Source organism: Sphingobium sp. FW305-3-2-15-F-TSA7 (assembly GCF_058787155.1).
In genome coordinates this window covers 1-16,586 of the sequence record NZ_JBYSZM010000024.1, presented here as the reverse complement: position 1 = coordinate 16,586, position 16,586 = coordinate 1, and the positions used below count along the sequence as shown (strand labels likewise).

At 63.7% G+C, this 16,586-nt stretch carries 17 protein-coding genes; 2 read left to right on the top strand and 15 right to left on the bottom strand.

Translation table 11 applies throughout. The features are described from left to right. Positions 1–127: 127 nt before the first annotated feature. Both AC3WN8_RS18595 and AC3WN8_RS18590 read left to right on the top strand, forming a co-directional pair. Complete coding sequence (locus tag AC3WN8_RS18595; protein ID WP_492670964.1) at positions 128–1,819, top strand: sensor histidine kinase; 1,692 nt, start codon at positions 128–130, stop codon at positions 1,817–1,819. Positions 1,820–1,821: 2 nt separating this feature from the next. Then, positions 1,822–2,439: a response regulator gene (locus AC3WN8_RS18590; protein ID WP_492670963.1), complete on the top strand. Its 618-nt coding sequence runs from the start codon at positions 1,822–1,824 to the stop codon at positions 2,437–2,439. A gap of 85 nt (positions 2,440–2,524) precedes the next feature. Here the strand turns inward: AC3WN8_RS18590 and AC3WN8_RS18585 are convergent, their stop codons facing one another. From AC3WN8_RS18585 to AC3WN8_RS18515, 15 genes are all read right to left on the bottom strand, one after another. Beyond that, the gene (locus AC3WN8_RS18585; RefSeq protein ID WP_492670962.1) at positions 2,525–3,049 is read right to left on the bottom strand and encodes an A24 family peptidase; all 525 of its coding nucleotides are present in this window, start codon (positions 3,047–3,049) and stop codon (positions 2,525–2,527) included. Beyond that, entirely contained in the window at positions 3,046–3,861 is an 816-nt protein-coding gene (locus AC3WN8_RS18580; protein ID WP_492670961.1) for a tetratricopeptide repeat protein, read from the bottom strand. The genes AC3WN8_RS18585 and AC3WN8_RS18580 overlap by 4 nt, the downstream gene beginning before the upstream one ends. Next, positions 3,862–4,827: a LytR C-terminal domain-containing protein gene (locus AC3WN8_RS18575; RefSeq protein ID WP_492670960.1), complete on the bottom strand. Its 966-nt coding sequence runs from the start codon at positions 4,825–4,827 to the stop codon at positions 3,862–3,864. Next, on the bottom strand, positions 4,827–5,798 hold the full coding sequence (locus AC3WN8_RS18570; RefSeq protein WP_492670959.1) for a type II secretion system F family protein: 972 nt from the start codon (positions 5,796–5,798) through the stop codon (positions 4,827–4,829). Before AC3WN8_RS18570 ends, AC3WN8_RS18575 begins: the two co-directional genes overlap by 1 nt. A gap of 4 nt (positions 5,799–5,802) precedes the next feature. Further along, positions 5,803–6,801 (bottom strand): type II secretion system F family protein, encoded by a 999-nt coding sequence (locus AC3WN8_RS18565; RefSeq protein ID WP_492670958.1) that lies wholly within the window; start codon positions 6,799–6,801, stop codon positions 5,803–5,805. After that, a complete protein-coding gene (locus AC3WN8_RS18560) occupies positions 6,798–8,180 on the bottom strand; it encodes a TadA family conjugal transfer-associated ATPase (RefSeq protein ID WP_492670957.1) in 1,383 nt (460 codons plus the stop codon). The genes AC3WN8_RS18565 and AC3WN8_RS18560 overlap by 4 nt, the downstream gene beginning before the upstream one ends. A gap of 3 nt (positions 8,181–8,183) precedes the next feature. Beyond that, on the bottom strand, positions 8,184–9,383 hold the full coding sequence (locus AC3WN8_RS18555; RefSeq protein WP_492670956.1) for a CpaE/TadZ family protein: 1,200 nt from the start codon (positions 9,381–9,383) through the stop codon (positions 8,184–8,186). A gap of 11 nt (positions 9,384–9,394) precedes the next feature. Continuing rightward, positions 9,395–10,021: a TadE family protein gene (locus AC3WN8_RS18550; protein WP_492670955.1), complete on the bottom strand. Its 627-nt coding sequence runs from the start codon at positions 10,019–10,021 to the stop codon at positions 9,395–9,397. Further along, positions 10,021–10,515, bottom strand: coding sequence for a TadE/TadG family type IV pilus assembly protein (locus tag AC3WN8_RS18545; protein WP_492670954.1), 495 nt, complete (start codon positions 10,513–10,515; stop codon positions 10,021–10,023). Before AC3WN8_RS18545 ends, AC3WN8_RS18550 begins: the two co-directional genes overlap by 1 nt. Positions 10,516–10,520: 5 nt before the next feature. Next, a complete protein-coding gene (locus AC3WN8_RS18540) occupies positions 10,521–12,113 on the bottom strand; it encodes a pilus assembly protein TadG-related protein (protein WP_492670953.1) in 1,593 nt (530 codons plus the stop codon). 10 nt (positions 12,114–12,123) lie between these two features. Continuing rightward, positions 12,124–12,420: a hypothetical protein gene (locus AC3WN8_RS18535; protein ID WP_492670952.1), complete on the bottom strand. Its 297-nt coding sequence runs from the start codon at positions 12,418–12,420 to the stop codon at positions 12,124–12,126. Continuing rightward, positions 12,410–13,915, bottom strand: coding sequence for a type II and III secretion system protein family protein (locus AC3WN8_RS18530; RefSeq protein ID WP_492670951.1), 1,506 nt, complete (start codon positions 13,913–13,915; stop codon positions 12,410–12,412). The genes AC3WN8_RS18535 and AC3WN8_RS18530 overlap by 11 nt, the downstream gene beginning before the upstream one ends. Then, positions 13,902–14,819, bottom strand: a complete 918-nt coding sequence (gene cpaB, locus AC3WN8_RS18525; RefSeq protein ID WP_492670950.1) for a Flp pilus assembly protein CpaB — start codon at positions 14,817–14,819, stop codon at positions 13,902–13,904. The genes AC3WN8_RS18530 and cpaB overlap by 14 nt, the downstream gene beginning before the upstream one ends. An 80-nt stretch (positions 14,820–14,899) precedes the next feature. After that, positions 14,900–15,070, bottom strand: a complete 171-nt coding sequence (locus tag AC3WN8_RS18520) for a Flp family type IVb pilin (protein WP_492670949.1) — start codon at positions 15,068–15,070, stop codon at positions 14,900–14,902. A gap of 434 nt (positions 15,071–15,504) precedes the next feature. Further along, a partial coding sequence (locus AC3WN8_RS18515) for a phosphatase PAP2 family protein (RefSeq protein WP_492670948.1) occupies positions 15,505–16,586 on the bottom strand: 1,082 nt, incomplete at its 5' end.

The following is a 16,586-nucleotide window of genomic DNA, read 5'->3' as shown; positions in this document are numbered from 1 at the left end:
GAAATAGATTAATCTATATCTTTAGATATATATTCACCCATTACCGTGCCAGATTAGAACATAGCGCTCGATAGACTCGTGGCATATGATGCGAGTCCCGGGGGAAGCGGGGAAAGGGGGCACCCGCGTGACGTGGCGCAGCAAATTGGAGTCCGGCAGGCAGCGGATCGCGACGGCACTGGGGCGCAGCCCGAGCCTGCCGGTCACGATCGCGCGACTGTGCGTTGCGATCGCCTGCTTCCTGGAATGCCGCTCGATCCATCCCGGCGGGCTTGCAGCCCTCGAAACCGAGTGCCTGTTCTTCGTCGCCTATCTGGCATGGGCGATCGGCTGTCCGGCCATTGCCGCTCTGTCGTGGAAGACGAACATCCATGTCTGGCCGATGATCCTGGTCGGCGACGTGCTGCTCTGCGGATTCATGATCGTCTATTTCGAACCCTATGTCCTGCCGGTCCTGCTGTTCGCGATCCTGGTACTCGCCGCCATCCAGGCCCGTTTCGGCGGCGTACTGGCGCTCCTGACCGGGATCACATTGGGCATCGCCTTCATCCTGCGCGGCGAGGCGGGAACGCCGATCTTCCCCACGCCGCAGCCGCATATGCCATTGCCCAGCTTCAGCGCCGCCACCGTGATCCTGGCGGGCTTCGTCGCGCTCTCGCTCACCAGTGCCCGCGCCTATCGCAACACGATCCGAAGCTGGGGCGAGGAATTGCTGATGGTGGGCAGCAATTTCCGGTCGCTGCCGGTGGATTATCTGCTCCAGCGTCTCAGCGACCTCTTCCGCGCCGAACGCGTCGGCTTCTTCTGGAGCGAGTCCGACGACGAGCCCGTCAATCTTGCGGTCTACGATCAGAGCACGACCAACGGTGTCACCCATGTCGGGCGCACGACCGGCCGGCTGGTTCATATCGAGGCGGTGGAAGGCGCATTTCTGTTCGATCATGATTCAAGCGCGCTGCTCAGCCGGGATGCCGGTGGCCATCCGCTGGTCGCCGAAGCGCCGGGGGTCACCGCGCAGATCGTGGAAGCGTTTTCCGCTGGCCGCGGCCGGAGTTTCCCGGTCCGCGCCGGTGAGCTCGTCGGGCGGATCTATGTGATCGGCCCATGCCCGATGTCGGAATCGGCGCTGATCGAAACCGAACGTGCGGCGGAACTGACCGAAGGCGTGTTCGAACGCTATTTCTTCCTCAATGCCTGGCGCAACCGCGCCTTCGTCGATGCGCGCCACGCGCTGAGCCGCGATCTGCACGACAGCGTGCTGCAGACCCTGGCGGCGCTGCGGCTCCAGATCGCTTCGCTGATCGATGCCGGCGCGAACATCGCGACCGAGGAGCGGCGCGACAAGCTGGCCTTGCTCCAGGCAGTGATCGTCGAGGAACAGGCCCGGCTGCGCGACATATTGGACGAGAGCTATCGCGCATCGGAGCAGAAGGTCGAACTGGTCGACCAGCTGACCGCCTGCACCACCTATCTCTCGCGCCAATGGGGCGTCGAATGCCGGCTGCTGACGCAATCGAGCAGCTTGCCCGTCGACAGCAACACGGCGGTCGAAGTCGAGTTCCTGGCGCGCGAAGCGGTGGCGAACGCGGTCCAGCATGCCGATGCGCGCAAGCTGACATTGGTCGTCGCGATCGACGAGGACACTTTGTTCCTGTCGCTGCGCAATGAAAACCGAAGGCGCGGCAGAGCGCCCGACACCTCAAGGATCGCATCCCGATCGCTTTCGCGCCGACTGACGTCGCTCGGCGGCGTCGCCTATTCGGAAGAGGTGAATTCGGGCTCTCTGCTGGCGATCCGCATTCCACTAAGGCGAGGATAATAATGGCGAGGATATTGATCGCGGACGACCATCCGATCTTTCTGGATGGATTGGCGCATTTCCTGAGAAGCCATCAGCACGACGTGATCTGCTGTTCTCGCTCCGCCAAGGATGCGATCCACAAGATCCAGAGCGAAACGCCGGACGTGCTGGTGCTCGACGTGACCATGAAGGATGGCGGCGGCCTTGCCATCCTGGCGGCGGTGAGGGAGGCGCAGAATACCGTGCCGGCGATCTTCCTGACCGTCGGGATCGCGCCGGAAAAGACCGTCGAGGCATTGAAGCTGGGCGTGAACGGGATCGTGCTGAAGGAAGGCGACCCGTTCGAGTTGCTCAACTGCATCGATGTGGTGCTGCGCGGCGAGACCTGGATCGATCCGCGCGTCAGTGAAAAAGCCCTGCTCTATTCGGTGATCAGCGGCGGCAAGGCCGCCAAGGACGGGGCACTGACCGAGCGCGAACGCGAAATCACGAGGCTGATCAGAACCGGCTTGCGCAACCGCGAGATCGCGCAGCGCTGCGGCCTGACCGAAGGCACGGTGAAGGTCCATCTCCACAGCATCTTCCAGAAGCTCGGCGTGAAATCGCGCGCCGAGCTGATCGTCAACACGATGGACTGACCAGAGGACGGATTGGCCTTCGGATTGGCGTCCTTCCGGAATAGATCATATCCAATCCCCTCCCGCTTGCGGGAGCGGGATATGCTCAATCCGGATGCATCGCCGACAGTTTGACCGGAGCCGGAGTCGGATTGGGCCCGTGCCAGGTCGCGCACAGCAGGGCGCCGGTCGCGATTGCCAGGCCATAGGGAATGGGGCCGCGCGGCCGGAGCGCGGGCGGACGTATGCCGCCATGCCTGGGCGCCGGGATCAGCCGCCGGGCAATGAGGAAGGCCAGCGCGAGCAACCCGCCGCCGATCGCGACATAGACGATCAGCGAGATCCCGCCGGCGATGTCGAACCATAAGGCGATCGCAGCAAGCAGCTTCACATCGCCCCCGCCCAGCCAGCCACGCGAGAAGAGCAGCGCGCCGCCAAGCAGCGTGACCGCGAAAACCAGCGCATTTTCCCAGACATCGAACTCGATGCCGACGCTCGCGAGCCAGGCGCCGAACAGCGCGACCACGGCGATGGGAAAGAGATTGGAGATCCGGAGCTGTGCGAGGTCCTGCAGCGCCGCGCAGACGACCACGGCGTAGAACAGATAGAGGATCACCGTCGCCACGGTCATGGCACGCCCTGGACAAGCGCGAGATTCGCCGCCGCGCGCACCGGATAGACGTCGGCGGCCGAGACCGCCGCACTCAGATACCGGACCGCATGCTGGGCGTTACCCACCAGGAACGCGGCATAGCCGGCATTGTTGACGCGATCCGCCCAGCGCGCGCTGCCCTTGTCGGGGATCTGCGCGATCAGGTCCTCGCCGGCCGCCGCGCGTGCGATGTCGAGATTGTTGGCGGCGCGCTCGTTCCGCGGCGCGAGCCGCACCGCTTCGCGCAGGATCGGCACCGCATCGGCGGGACGGCGCCTGAGGATCATCGAATAGCCCAGATTGTTGAGTACCCTAGCACGGTCGGTGGTTCCCGCCAGCGCCATGCGATAGGCCCGGTCGCTGTCCGCCCAACGCGCGGCGCGATCATATGCGATACCCAGCGCATTCCATGCCCGCCACCGGTCCGGGCAGAGCCGCGTCGCACTTTCCAGCGCGTCCTGGGCGCCTGTCATCCGACCGAGACGGATCGCGACGATGCCGAACCCTTCATTCACGCGGCAATCGTCGGGCGTCTGGGTACGCAACGCGCCGAAGGCGGTAAAGGCGATCTCGTCATGCCGTTCGGCCAGCGCCAGTTCGGCGGTGAGCAGCGGCAGTGCCACGACCATCGCCGGCGCCGCTGGATCGGCGCGCACGATCATCGCGCGGGCCTGCGCCAGCCGCCCGCCCGCGATCGCCGCACCGATATCGGCCGGATCGATCGTTTCACCCGCATATGCGCTGGTGGATATCATGATCGCCACCGCAGCGATGATCGTACCGAAGCGCATCTAAAGCCTGCGGTTTCCGCGCAACGTCTCGTCGAACCGCACCGCGTTGGCACCAAGGACGAGGATCATGCGGCCCGCCTGCGGCGAGGTATAGACCCGGACCTTGAACGGCAAGGCGGCCAGCACTTTCTTCGCGTCGCCGCGCAGCGCCGGCGGCGCGATCAGGCGGGATTGATCGACGCGCTGTGCATAGTCGCCGGTTTCGACCGCAGCCCAGCCCGATCGGAGCAGATGGCCGCGCATGCGCGCGGCCTGACCGCGACGACCGACCGCGTTCATCACCCGCAGCGGTGCAGGCATGCTCGCGGTCCGGATCGGTGCCTGCGCCACCGAATCCGTCGCCGAACGTGCGGGGACCGGACCTATGACCGCGGACCGTGCGGGTGCCGGTCGTGCGGGTGCCGGCCGGCCATCGGTCACGAGCATTGTTTCCGCCATGGAGACGCGTTCGAGCCGGGCCGGAGCGGGCGGCGCCGGCACAGTGACGATGTCCATCGTCACCACCTGTCCACGGGCGATCGGCTCCGGCGACTTGGCCGGCCCGGATGCTTCGGACGGCGGCGGCACGACGAATTCCCGGCGCAGAACATCGGCATCAGCGCGCCGATCCTGATGCTCCAGCGACAACGCCATATCCTCGCGAAGCGCCGGATCACGTGGCGCGATCGCCAGTGCCAGTTCATGATAGCGCCCGCCGAGATCGAAGCGGCCGATCGCGTCATAGCTGGCAGCGAGGCCACGATAGGCCTGCACATCGTCGGGATTGGCGCGCAGCGCCTTGCGATACGCGTCGATCGCAAGCGCATGTTCGCCACGGCCGGCAAGCATACGCCCCTGGGCGAGCGGCACGCCCTCCTCCGCGACGGGAAGCGGCCTGGCCTGAAGGCGCGGCGCCTCGCGTGCGCAACTCGTGCTGGCCAGCAGCATCAGGACGAGGATCGTTGATCGTTTGGGCCGCCGCTGCATCATTGTCCTCCGCCCAGGGCCGGCAGCAACAGGCGCACCACGCGGATGCCGGCCGGAAGCATCAGCACGCCGATCATCACCGGCAGCATGCAAACGACCAGCGGGATCGAGAGCAGCACCGGCAGGCGATGCGCCTTTTCCTCGGCCCGCATCCGCCGTTTCTCACGCATCTCCCCGGCATAGATGCGCAGCGTCTGGCCGATGCTCGAGCCGAGCTTGTCGGACTGGATGATCAGCGTCGCAAAGGATCTGATCTCGTCGACCTTCATACTCTCCCCCATTCGACGCAGCGCTTCTTCCCGGCTCTGCCCGGCGCGCAGCTGAAGCACGACTTCGCCCATCATCCGCGAGACCAAAGGATGCGAGATCGCCATCTCGCGACCGACCCGATCGAACGCCGCTTCGACGCCCAGGCCGGCCTCGACGCAGACCAGCATCAGATCGAGCGCATCGGGGAAACCATTGACCAGTTCCTGCTGCCGCCGGTCGGCCTTGGCGGAAAGCCAGAGATTGGGGGCATAGAGGCCGAACAATGCCAGAGCGGCACCGAAAACATAGAGGTTCGTCAGCGACAGGGGGTGATCCGAAAGGAGCTGTGTCGCCAGGAAAGCGGCGGGCAGCAGCAATGTGGCGGCCATGCGAATCAAGGTGAACAGTCGAGGCGCCAGTGGTGACGAATAGCCCGCCGCGATCAGCTTGCCGCGCAACCCTTCATTGGTGTCCGCCAGCGAAATGCCGCTCTTCTCGATTGTTTCGACCAGCGCGGTCCAGGCGCTTCGGTTGGCATGGGTGCGCAGAGAGGCTCCGTGCTCACCGCTTCTAGCCAGCGGCTGGGTATCGGCGAGGCGACGCCGGACAACCGAGCGTGTCGCTATCATGTTGCTGACGAGCAGCACCAATATGGCGACCGACACGAAGACGACCGTCAGGAGGATGCCCCGCGAATTCGACAGGAAGGAAAGCTCGAACATCGCGTCAGACCTTCAGATCGATCATGCGACGGATCGAATAGGCGCCGATCGCATAGAGCAGGATGAGGCCGCTAAAGCCGATAATGAAGGCGGGGTCGGTGGCGACGTCCAGGTAAAAGCCCGGATTGACGAGAAACAGACCGACAAATGCCAGCACCGGCAGGCTGGTGAGGATGATCGCGGTCATCCGCCCTTCGGAACTCAGCGCACGGACCTTCATCATCATGCTGGCGCGCTCGCGGATCACGCGTGACAGATTCTCCAATATCTCGGCCAGATTGCCGCCTGTTTCGCTCTGGACGGCCAGGCAGACGACGAACATGTGCATGTCCGCCATGTCCCAGCGGTCCGCCATGTTCTGCAACGCGTCACGCAGGTCCGCGCCATAGGTGACTTCATCGACGACGATGCCGAATTCGCTGCCGATCGGATCGGGCATTTCGGCGGTGAGCAGGTCGAGCGCAGCCGCGATCGGGTGACCAGCACGCAGGCCGCGGACAAACACGTCGAGCGCGGTCGGGAATTGTTCCTGGATGCGGCGGCGGCGGCGGTCACTGATCCGCGACAGGATCATCAGCGGCACGCCGAAGCCGGCGGCCAGGGCAAAGGTCGCGATCATCAGGAACGTGCCGGACGTCAACAGATAGCCGGCAAAACCGGCAAGTGCCGCGATCAGCACGAACAGCAGGATGACCGCGCCGATCATCATCAGCAGCAGCCGACGCGCGGGTATCGCGAGGCCCGCCCCGTGCAGCGTCCGTTCTATCCGGCGCAGGACAGTGCCGAGCGTGCCGGGAATGTTGAGCGTGTCGGAGGTGTCGCGGCGCAGACGGGACAGAATCTCCGATCGGTCGAAACCGCTGGCGATCATCGCCAGCCGCTTATTGACCCTCCGCTCCGTACCGCGGCGACTGCGCAGCCAGCTGATCGAGCCCTCCACGGCGAGGATCGTCGCCGCGAAGAGCAGGATCAATGCGAGAATGCGAAGCGCGGTCGGGGTCATGTGCCGATCACCACGTCCGGCCGGAACAGTTCGACGGGCAGGCTGATGCCGCGATCGGCCAGCTCGTTCATGAATTTCGGCCGGATGCCGCTCGCCTCGAAACGGCCGAGCACATTGCCGTCCTCGTCACGGCCCATCAGCTTGTAGCGGAAGATCTCCTGCATGGAGATCACCTCGCCTTCCATGCCGGTCAGTTCGGACAGGCTGAGCAGGCGTCGGCGGCCATCGGCCAGACGGCCGATCTGGATGATCACGTTGAGCGCGGACGCGATCTGCGCGCGCGCCGAGCGCGGCGAGATCTCCACCCCGCTCATGCCGATCATCTGTTCGACGCGCGACAGCGCATCGCGCGGCGTGTTGGCGTGGACGGTGGTCATCGATCCGTCATGGCCGGTGTTCATCGCCTGAAGCATGTCGAAGGCTTCACCCGCGCGCACCTCTCCCACGATGATGCGATCGGGCCGCATGCGCAGCGCGTTCTTGACCAGATCGCGCTGGCTGACTTCGCCGCGTCCTTCGATATTGGCCGGCCGGGTCTCAAGCCGCGCGACGTGACGCTGCTGCAATTGCAGCTCCGCCGAATCCTCGATCGTCACGATGCGCTCGTCGGTGTCGATATAGGCGGACATGGCGTTGAGCAGGGTCGTCTTGCCCGAGCCGGTACCGCCGGAGATGAGCACGTTGCGCCGCGCCGCCACCACCGCTTTCAGCACCTCGGCGATCTCGGCGGGTACGCTGCCGAATTCGATGAGCTTCGCCATGTCGATCGGGATGCGCGCGAATTTGCGGATCGAGAGCAGCGACCCGTCCACCGCCAGGGGTGGCACCACGGCGTTGACGCGCGATCCGTCGGCCAGGCGGGCATCGACGAACGGCGACGATTCATCGACCCGGCGGCCAACCGCGGCGACGATCTTCTGGATGATGCGCAACAGATGCTTCTCATCCTTGAAGCGAACCGAGGTCTCCTCCAGCCGCCCGGTCCGCTCGACGAACACGATATTGTGGCCGTTGACGAGAATATCGGTGACGCTGCTGTCCTTGAGGAGGGGCTCCAGCGGTCCGAGGCCGAGCAATTCGTCGAGCACGTCGGCGACGAGGCGCTTGCGTTCCTCATGATTGAGCGCGTGCTTTTGCAGCGCGAGCTGTTCGTGGACGATCTCCCCCACTTCCGCCTCGACCTGCTCGCGCGACATGCCGTCGAGCGCCGACAGGTTGATCAGATCGAGCAATCTCTTGTGAAGCTCGACCTTCAGTTCGGTATGCCGGTCGACATCGAGCGCGCCGGACGTCCGCGACGATTTGCCGTCGATTTTCGATATCCGGCCTGGATCGGTGACCAGATCCTGCAGCGGGCCAGGCTTCTTGATCTGCCACATGGCCTAGCCGCCCCCTTGCTGCACAAGCTGGCGGCAGCCGTCGAGAATCTCGCCGATGTCGCGCGAGATGCGGTTCTTCGGCTTGATCTCGTCGAGCAGGACGCCCTGATCGAGCGCGGTGCTGACCAGTGGAAAATCATTGGCGATACTGAACGCGACGGGGTGATTGAGCGCACGCTCCGCATCGGAGAGGTCGATGGTGCGGAACAATTTCTTCTGCACGCGATTGACGACGATCTGCAGCCGCCCGTCGAGCACGCCCTGGTTGCGCAGCAGCGCAAGCTGGCGCTGCGCCTGGCGCAGGCTGGCGATGGTGAGTTCGACCACCAGCAGGATCACGTCCGAACGCGCCATCAGCGAGAGCGACCAGTTGGTCCAGTTGCCCGGCAAATCCGCGAAGATCATGCCGTAATTACGCGTGGCGAGATCGACGACGTCGAAGATCTGATCGGCGCTCACCGATTCGAGCGGCATGATCTCCGGCGGCGCGGCGACGAGGTTCAACCCCGTCGGAGTTCGCGCCATCACCGAACGCAGCAGATCGCCGTCGACGCGCGCGCCGGCCTCCAGCAAGTCGCCCAGACCGAGCTGCGGCTGGACGCCGAGATAGGTCGCGGCATTGCCGAACTGCAGGTCGAAATCGAACAGGCAGGTTTCGCCGTGCCCCTGGCTGGCATGGAGGCTTGCCGCCTGGGTGGCGAGCATGGTCGCGCCAACGCCGCCGACACTCTTGATGACCGAGACGACGCTGCCATCGGCTCCACCCCCATGATGGCCGGCATCGACGGTGCTGCGGATCCGTTCGAGCGCGGCACGCAGCTCGGCGCCGGTCAGCGGCAGCGCAAGGACATCGTTCACGCCGGATTGCAGCAAAGCCCGCACCACCGGGATCGACGCGTCGCGCACCGCCGCAACGATCGGCAGGCGCGCATGCGCCGCGCGGAGCGCCGCAAGACGGCTCAACGATGCATCGGCGTTGGGCTCGACTTCGACGATCAGCACCTGGCCGCGCTGAACGATCTCCTCGGGCAGCGGCGCATCCGCGGCAAGCATGTTCATCGCGACGCCGAAACCGGCAATCTCGCCCGCCGCGATCTCCGCCGCGGTGATTTCCGCCGCCGACAGGACGATCTGGACGCTGCCGTCTTCCCGACGCACCGCCCAGTTGCGCTTGCGGACCTCACCCTTGTTCACAACGCCCACTATGCTGTTCCTCAATTCGATACATGTCCGGCTCCGTCTTCCAGCGTCAGCGTCGCCAGACGGTCCGGTAAGGTGATCCCGCCCCCGAATATGGTGAGCAGAATCGGTTGGAATCTGATGCCCGTCAGGCGGACCGTCACGAATGGGGCGACATCCGGCCCATTGGGATCGCCGGCATAGCCGAGCCCCGAATTCGCATATTCGATCCTGACCTTGTCGGCGGTCACGGCCGGCAGGAATTTGTGCATTCGAGCCACGACATCGTTGAACGCCGTTCCGTTATAGGGCGTCAACCCCGGACAGGTGCCGGTGCAGCTTGGGGAATAGCTGCAACTCACAGCCCCGCCCGTCTTGGAGCAGGTCACGCCCGGAAAATTCGCCGCGGGCACGGCAACACCCTGACCCAGCGTCGTGCTGAAATCCGCAGAATACAGGCCGCCGGGCACCATTTCGGTCACCACCGCCATGCGCACGCCCATCTGGGTGGCCTTTTCCGCCTGGTTCCAGGTCCACATGAACCGCCCGACATCGATGATGCCGAACAAGAACAAGATGGCCAGCGGCAGGACCATCGCGAATTCGGCGGCGGTGGCGCCGAGTTCGCCGGGCGGCGGGCGGAAGCGCGGCGTCGGAGACATCATACCCCCATCACCGGCACTTCGGATTCGGCCCGGACGACCAGCCCGGTCGTGCTGAATCCGAGACTCGACAAGAGCGAGCGATAGGGAACCGCCGCACTGACGCGCACGACCGGCACCGATGTCCGGCCATAATAGACACCCGAATAGGTTTCCGCAGAATTGTCGGCGCAACTCAGGCTGACGGTGACGGTGGCGGGATTGCTCCAATAGGAAAGCCGCGGCGTTCCCGACGCCACCTGCCCCGTCAGCGTCACATTCCGCGTGTCGGTGATCACCCCCGACGAAACCGTGGATGGGCACGTGTAATTGGAAAATCCGCGACGCGACGCATAGCGCGCGCCATCGCGTACGGCCTTCACCACGACATGGTTGTTGTAGAAATAATTGCCGAGTTCGAATGCGCCGAACATGAGGGCGAGCATGACCGGCATGACGAGCGCCAGTTCCACCGCCGCCGTTCCACCTGTCGCTCGGATGAGAGTGCGCGACATGGCCGTCATTCGATCAGATACGGAACGTCACGCCGGGTGATCTGCCCGGCTCCGCCCCCCTCGCCGCTTCCCGACGCGCCGATGATCTCGATATAGACGTCGTTCGCGCTGGTGATGTCGGTGTTGCAGCCCGATCCACTGCTGCACTTCTTGCGATCGAAACTCGGTTCGACCAGGAACACGTCGACGAAACCGGCAACGGGTATCGTCTTCTTGCCGTTGAGGCCGGTGGTCGCGGCCGCATAGCGGCAATTGACCGTGGCGGCGGTGACGCGCCGGCGATCGGCGCCGCTGAGGCTGGGCACCACGCCGGGGAACAGGCATCGTCCCGCTTGCGGCGTGCTGTAAGCGGCGAGCGTGGCGTCTCCGCTGGTGATCTTGGTCGCGAGCGCGGTGTTGGCCGTTGCCGCTTCCTGCGCGGCTTCCCACAGATAGACGCCATAGCGCGTCACGCTCACCCCCAGGCCCGTCGTATTCTTCCAGTCGAGCCCGGGGTGGTTCGATCTGAAATAGGCCGCACGATCCCAAACGCCGTTGCCGACCCGACCGGCCGAGCAGACATTAGGCACAACTGAATGACAGATATCGCGGGGATGCCCCATGATTTCTGGGGTCTCGGTGTCAGGAAGCACATCATTGTTTTGAGGACGATAGCGCTTCTGTGCGAAATTGGCGCTGGTGGCGGGATTCTCTTCCCAACTGCAGGCATTCGCCTTGCGGACCAGATCCTTGCGGACATTGGAGGACGGCGAGCAGGGACCATCAGGGCAGGTCGCATTGATGTTTCCGTTGGGCGCCAGGTCGAAACGCATGTTGAACGAAGCCCGGAACGAACTCATCTGGCCGGACTCGGTGGTGACGTTCGCAGTCTGCGAGCATTCCGAATAAAGGGCATTGCTCGATAAAGCTTCCTTCACGCCATTGGCGCCTTTGCCGAGCTGATCGAGAAAACCGAAATTGCCGGGCCCCCATTGCTGCCCCCCCTCGAGCATCGCGATACCAGTACCGGGCGCGATGCTGACCTCGCGATAGGGATCATTGTTGTTGAGCGGCTCGTCGGGGCTGCAGATGAAGAAGGGTACCGCACCACACACGGCGCTGCCGACGCCCGCATAGGCGGTCGCGGTGATCGGGCCGGACGAGAACGCCGCCACGATCGGGGTGAGCGCGTAAAAGGCGGTGCGCCCGCCGACGGTGACTTCGACGAACTCGGCATTCGCATCGGTCAATGTGCCGGTATCCAACTTGTCCTTCTGACTGAAAAACCGGATCGCGCCGACACGATCGCAATCGGCCTCGTTGGCGATGTTGATCGCCCGGCCGAGATTGTCGTTCGCGAAGCGCGTATCGTTGCTGATCAGGCTGCTCGCGGCCGTCGCAGCGCGCGCGCAGGCCCCGTCCTTGCCGTCGAGCTGACTCGCGGCCGCCAGCGCCGCCTGATCGGCGGCGTTCTGCAATTCGCTGTCCATGGTAACGAGCCGCGAATAATCGAAAGCCAGGCCTCCGACCGCAATCAGGGCGAACAGCGACAGGGCCACAGTGGGCGCGATCGCCCCTTGCGTATCGCCGGCTAGATGCCTGATCGGGTGTCCGCGCATATCACGGCCCTCACTTCGGTCCCAGACCCGAGCCGGATCCCGAAGTGCCGGATCCGCTGGTGGTGGAGGTGACGACCGGCTGCTTGACGCCGCCTTCATTGTAACGCTTCACCGCCGCGGCGGCACGTTGGCCGGAACCACCCTCGACAGCATCGGTCTGTGCCACGGGATCGGGATCGATTGTCTGCAGCGCGATATTGTGGCGCACCGCCCCGCCCATCGAGATGTCGTTGGGCGTGCAGCCCACCAGCCCTGCAGACAGCATCAGCGCGGCGGCGCGAATGATCGGCTTCGTCCTATTGCTCATGGCCGGTTGGTCCCGAAAAGCCGGTCTTGGGATCGGCGGGTTTGGCCGGTTTTTCCGGCGGTGGCGCGTTCGGATCGAGCGGATTGATGCCGACGGCCTTGTCGGTGCGCCCCATCAGGAACAGATCCAGTTCATGCGGGTTACCGACACGGTCGGTCGGCACACGCGCATCGCCAGCCGCCATCGGCTGAACCAGGCGCGGCGTCACGATGATGACCAGTTCGGTCTCCTGCTTCTGAAAACCGGTCGAACGGAACAATGCGCCCAGAATGGGTATCGAGCCAAGGATAGGAAGCTGGCGCACGGTATCCTGAAAATCGTTGCGCAGCAGCCCGGCGATCGCGAAGGACTGGCCGTCGCGCAGCTCGACGGTGGTCTTTGCGCGCCGGGTCAACAGGCCGGGAACGACAAGGCCGTTGATCGCCACCGAAGCGGACGGATCGATCGAGCTGACCTCCGGCGTCACGACGAGATTGATGACCCCGTCATCGAGCACGGTCGGCGTGAAGCCCAGGCTGACGCCGAACGGCTTGAATTCGACGGTGATGCCGCTGTTGCCACCGCCGGTGCCGCCTGTTCCCGAGCCGCTGCTCTGCAGCACCGGGATCGGAAATTCGCCGCCGGCGAGGAAGGAGGCGGTCTCGCCCGAAAGCGCGATCAAGGTCGGCTCCGCCAGCGTCTTGACCATGCCCTTGCGCTCGAGCGCGTCCAGCGCCGAGAACAGATTGAGGCTGCCGATCGCGTAGGACAAGGTGCCGACACCGAATGCCTCGCTCAGCCCGTCGATGCTGATGACGGGGGCGGGATTTCCAGCCTTGATTGCATCGCTGATCGCCACAGTCGAATCGACCGAGAGATTGCCGACGCTGCCATAGGTCTTGTTGCCCAGGAAGGAGTGATTCAGGCCGATCTGCTTGCTGGCCTGGCGATTCACCTCCGAGAAGCGGACTTCCAGCATCACCTGCTGCGACGCGCCGACGGTCAGCATGTTGACCACTTTCTCGCCGGCATAAGTGGCGGCGATCTGGCGCGCGCGCTCCACCGCCGGTGCGCTGGAGACGATGCCGGTCAGCACCACGGAATCGTTGGAGATGCGCGCGCCGATCTTTTCATGCGGCATCAGTTCAGAAAGCTGGCGCCGCAGGGTCACCACATCCGGCCCGACGGCGATGTCGATGACCGCGATCAGTGTGTTGCGCGTATCATAAAGCGTCAGGCTGGTCGTGCCGACCTTCTTGCCCAGCACGTAAAGCGACGATCCGGTGAGCGGCAGCACGTCGGCGATCTCGGCATTGCCGATCAGGGCCTTGGCGAAAGGCCGGTCCGCACGGAGGATCTGGCTTTTGTTAACGGGCACGTCGAGTTGCCCGGCATGCCGGCCATCATCCTCGCTGATCGCGCGGACCGGCTGCGCGGCGGCGACGGTCCCCACGACCGCGAACGTCGCCACACATAGCGTCGAGCCGACGATGCGCATGAGTCTAGTTGCTCGCATGACGGCCCACCTCGTAATTGCTGCCGGTCAGACCGCGGACGACCTCGACCGTCGACGTGGTCTTGGGTGCCGGCCGCGGGCGCCGGGGAACCGGCTGCCAGGCCGTCGGCGGCGGCGGTGAATATTGCGGCGTATAGGCTGGGCCCGTGCTGGCGAAGCCGCCGCCATAGGCGCCATCGCGCAGATCCTCGAGCCCTACGGTCTGCACCACCGGGTTGGTCTGGTCCGACACGTTGCGCAGCGCCATGCTGAGCGAGCCGACCTGCTGGGCGAGCGCAAGCTTCTGCGCATCGACCTGGCTGGCTTCCAGCGTCGCGGTCTTGCCGACCCGAGGGTCGCTCTTGCCGTCATTGGCGTTCTGATCGATCGCGATGACGCGGACCTTCTGGAGCAGTACATCAGTGATCTGCTGCGCGGCCGCACCGTCGCCGCCACCGATCGTGCGCGTGATGAGGATATCGACGACATCGCCGGGAAGGACGAAGCCGGCGACGCCGGCGACATCGTTCACCCGCACCGCGATGGCGCGCATGTCGGGCCGCAGCACTGCTGAAATGGTGGCGCGGCCGCCCTCACCGGACAGCTTGGATGCCAATAAGGGTTCGTTGACGGCGATGGGCCGCAGCGCGACGCGCGATTTGCCCATCGGCAGGAGTTGGGGGAGCGAATTGAAGACGCCCTGAGGCAGCGAAGCGCGAGGCCAGTCGACCATGCGCACCTTCTCCGGCGTGATTTCGGAGCCGTATTCAAGCGGCACGGCGGCCACCAGGATCTTCACGGTCCCCTGTACTGCGGCTTCCTGCTTCTGCTGGACGCCACCCAGAAAGGCATTCGCGACGAACACGGCGGCAAGACCCAGTAGCGCCGCCAGCGCCAGCACGATCAATGATCGTCTTTGTGGCAAGTGAACCTCCCCCCGGAGTGTCTATGCCCGGTTGATTGGAAACCGCCCGTCCCCCGCACCGCAGGGGACGGGCAAACTCCCTACGAAATGCTGCTGATCGTATCCGCAGCGCCGCTGATTGCACCCTGGATGGCGTTGCGCAGGCCTATCGCGGCCGTTGCGATACCGACGCCGACGATCGCGAGGATCAGCGCATACTCCGCAGCAGATGCGCCGCTCTCGTCGTTCCAGAGATTTTTGATCATGGTCATAGCATTTACCCCACTGCTGCCGGGACCATCCCGGCCCTTCAATGCATCGCTATCCCGGGGCCATCGAACCTCCGCGACACCAGCGACGCCTTTCTGGCGACTGCATGACCGAAGGCTCCGGAGAGCTGCACCGAAAGGAGGACCCCAATTCGGAATCAAGTCAACGGCTATATTTTACCCTTTTTTAACAATGATTTACAAAAGTTTTTTGTTAACCATAACGCTTCCGGCCATAAGAAACGCTCGAGATACCCCCGAGTCGCGACACTATAACTTTCGATATAGACCTAGCGGGGCAAATACTATATCCGACTCTATCGCGAACTAGCTAAGAATAACGCTTTAATTGAAAAAAACACCTATAGCTTTAGTTATGAATCAGTGACACCGATCCAAATAATAACTTCAATCCTCGAATCACGTCGTAAGCAAAGTCAGATCGTTACGGGTTTGTCATGGTGTGACTTGTCAGGAGAAGCGATTCGGCTTGTCCACCAGCGGGCAAAGATCCCGCTGAGCACCCAAAGCATGGGGGTGACGATCAGCGACATATAGCCATCGACAGCATAGTGATATCCGAGGTGGATCGAACCGATCAGGATGAAGATCAGGAACAGGGTCGCGGCCAGGCCCGCGCACCGCGAATGGCGCCAGCCGACCAGAACGAACAGGCACGCGATCGATACATGCATCGACGGCATGGCCGATATCCCGCGCCCCAGGCCGTGACTGCCCAGCGTCTTCCAATCGATCAGGGTCTTCTGAACGTCGAGTGCCATCAACGGATAGACGCGATCCGCTGCTGCCAGATAATCCATGAGCGGGCGAAAACGAGCGTCACCATAGAAGATCTCGAAGAAACAAGGCCCCACCGATGACAGGGCAATCGCCAGTATCGTCCCGAGCACGATCCAGCACAGCGCATAGCTGAGCAGGAACTGCAGCCGGATCGCCGGATTGGCAAGCCACCCGCAGACCAGGGGCAACCCCATATAGAGCAGCAGGATCCAGAGATGATAGACACCATTGATCACGAAGCTGATCAGTGGATAGCCGACCAATGGCTGTATGAGTTCCCAGACATTGCGGCCATGTATCCAGATATCCATCCGGGCAAAAAGATCGTCGTAACGATAGGCATTGAAATACGGGATCGCGCTCTTGGCCGCCGAGAATGCGGGCATGAACACCGCAAAGGCGCAGATGACCGGAATCGAAGGCACAAGTCGATCATGCAACCGGATATTGCGGGCGAATTGCGACAGGAATTCGAAGGGAGACGACGGGCGGATGCGTGCAAGCGACCACAGAAAAACCCCGGCAAGCATGATGAACACTGAGGCACAATAGAGGCCGAGATTCATCAGATATGAACTTGGCCGCAGGAACGGGAGGCCGCTCAAGTGAAAAATGACGAGCAGCGTCAGGACATAGACGAAACACAAGGCGATTACGGGAAGATCGGCGAACAGCCCCCGCCTGATTTCGCTGACGATCATCCGCCCCACCCCATCTA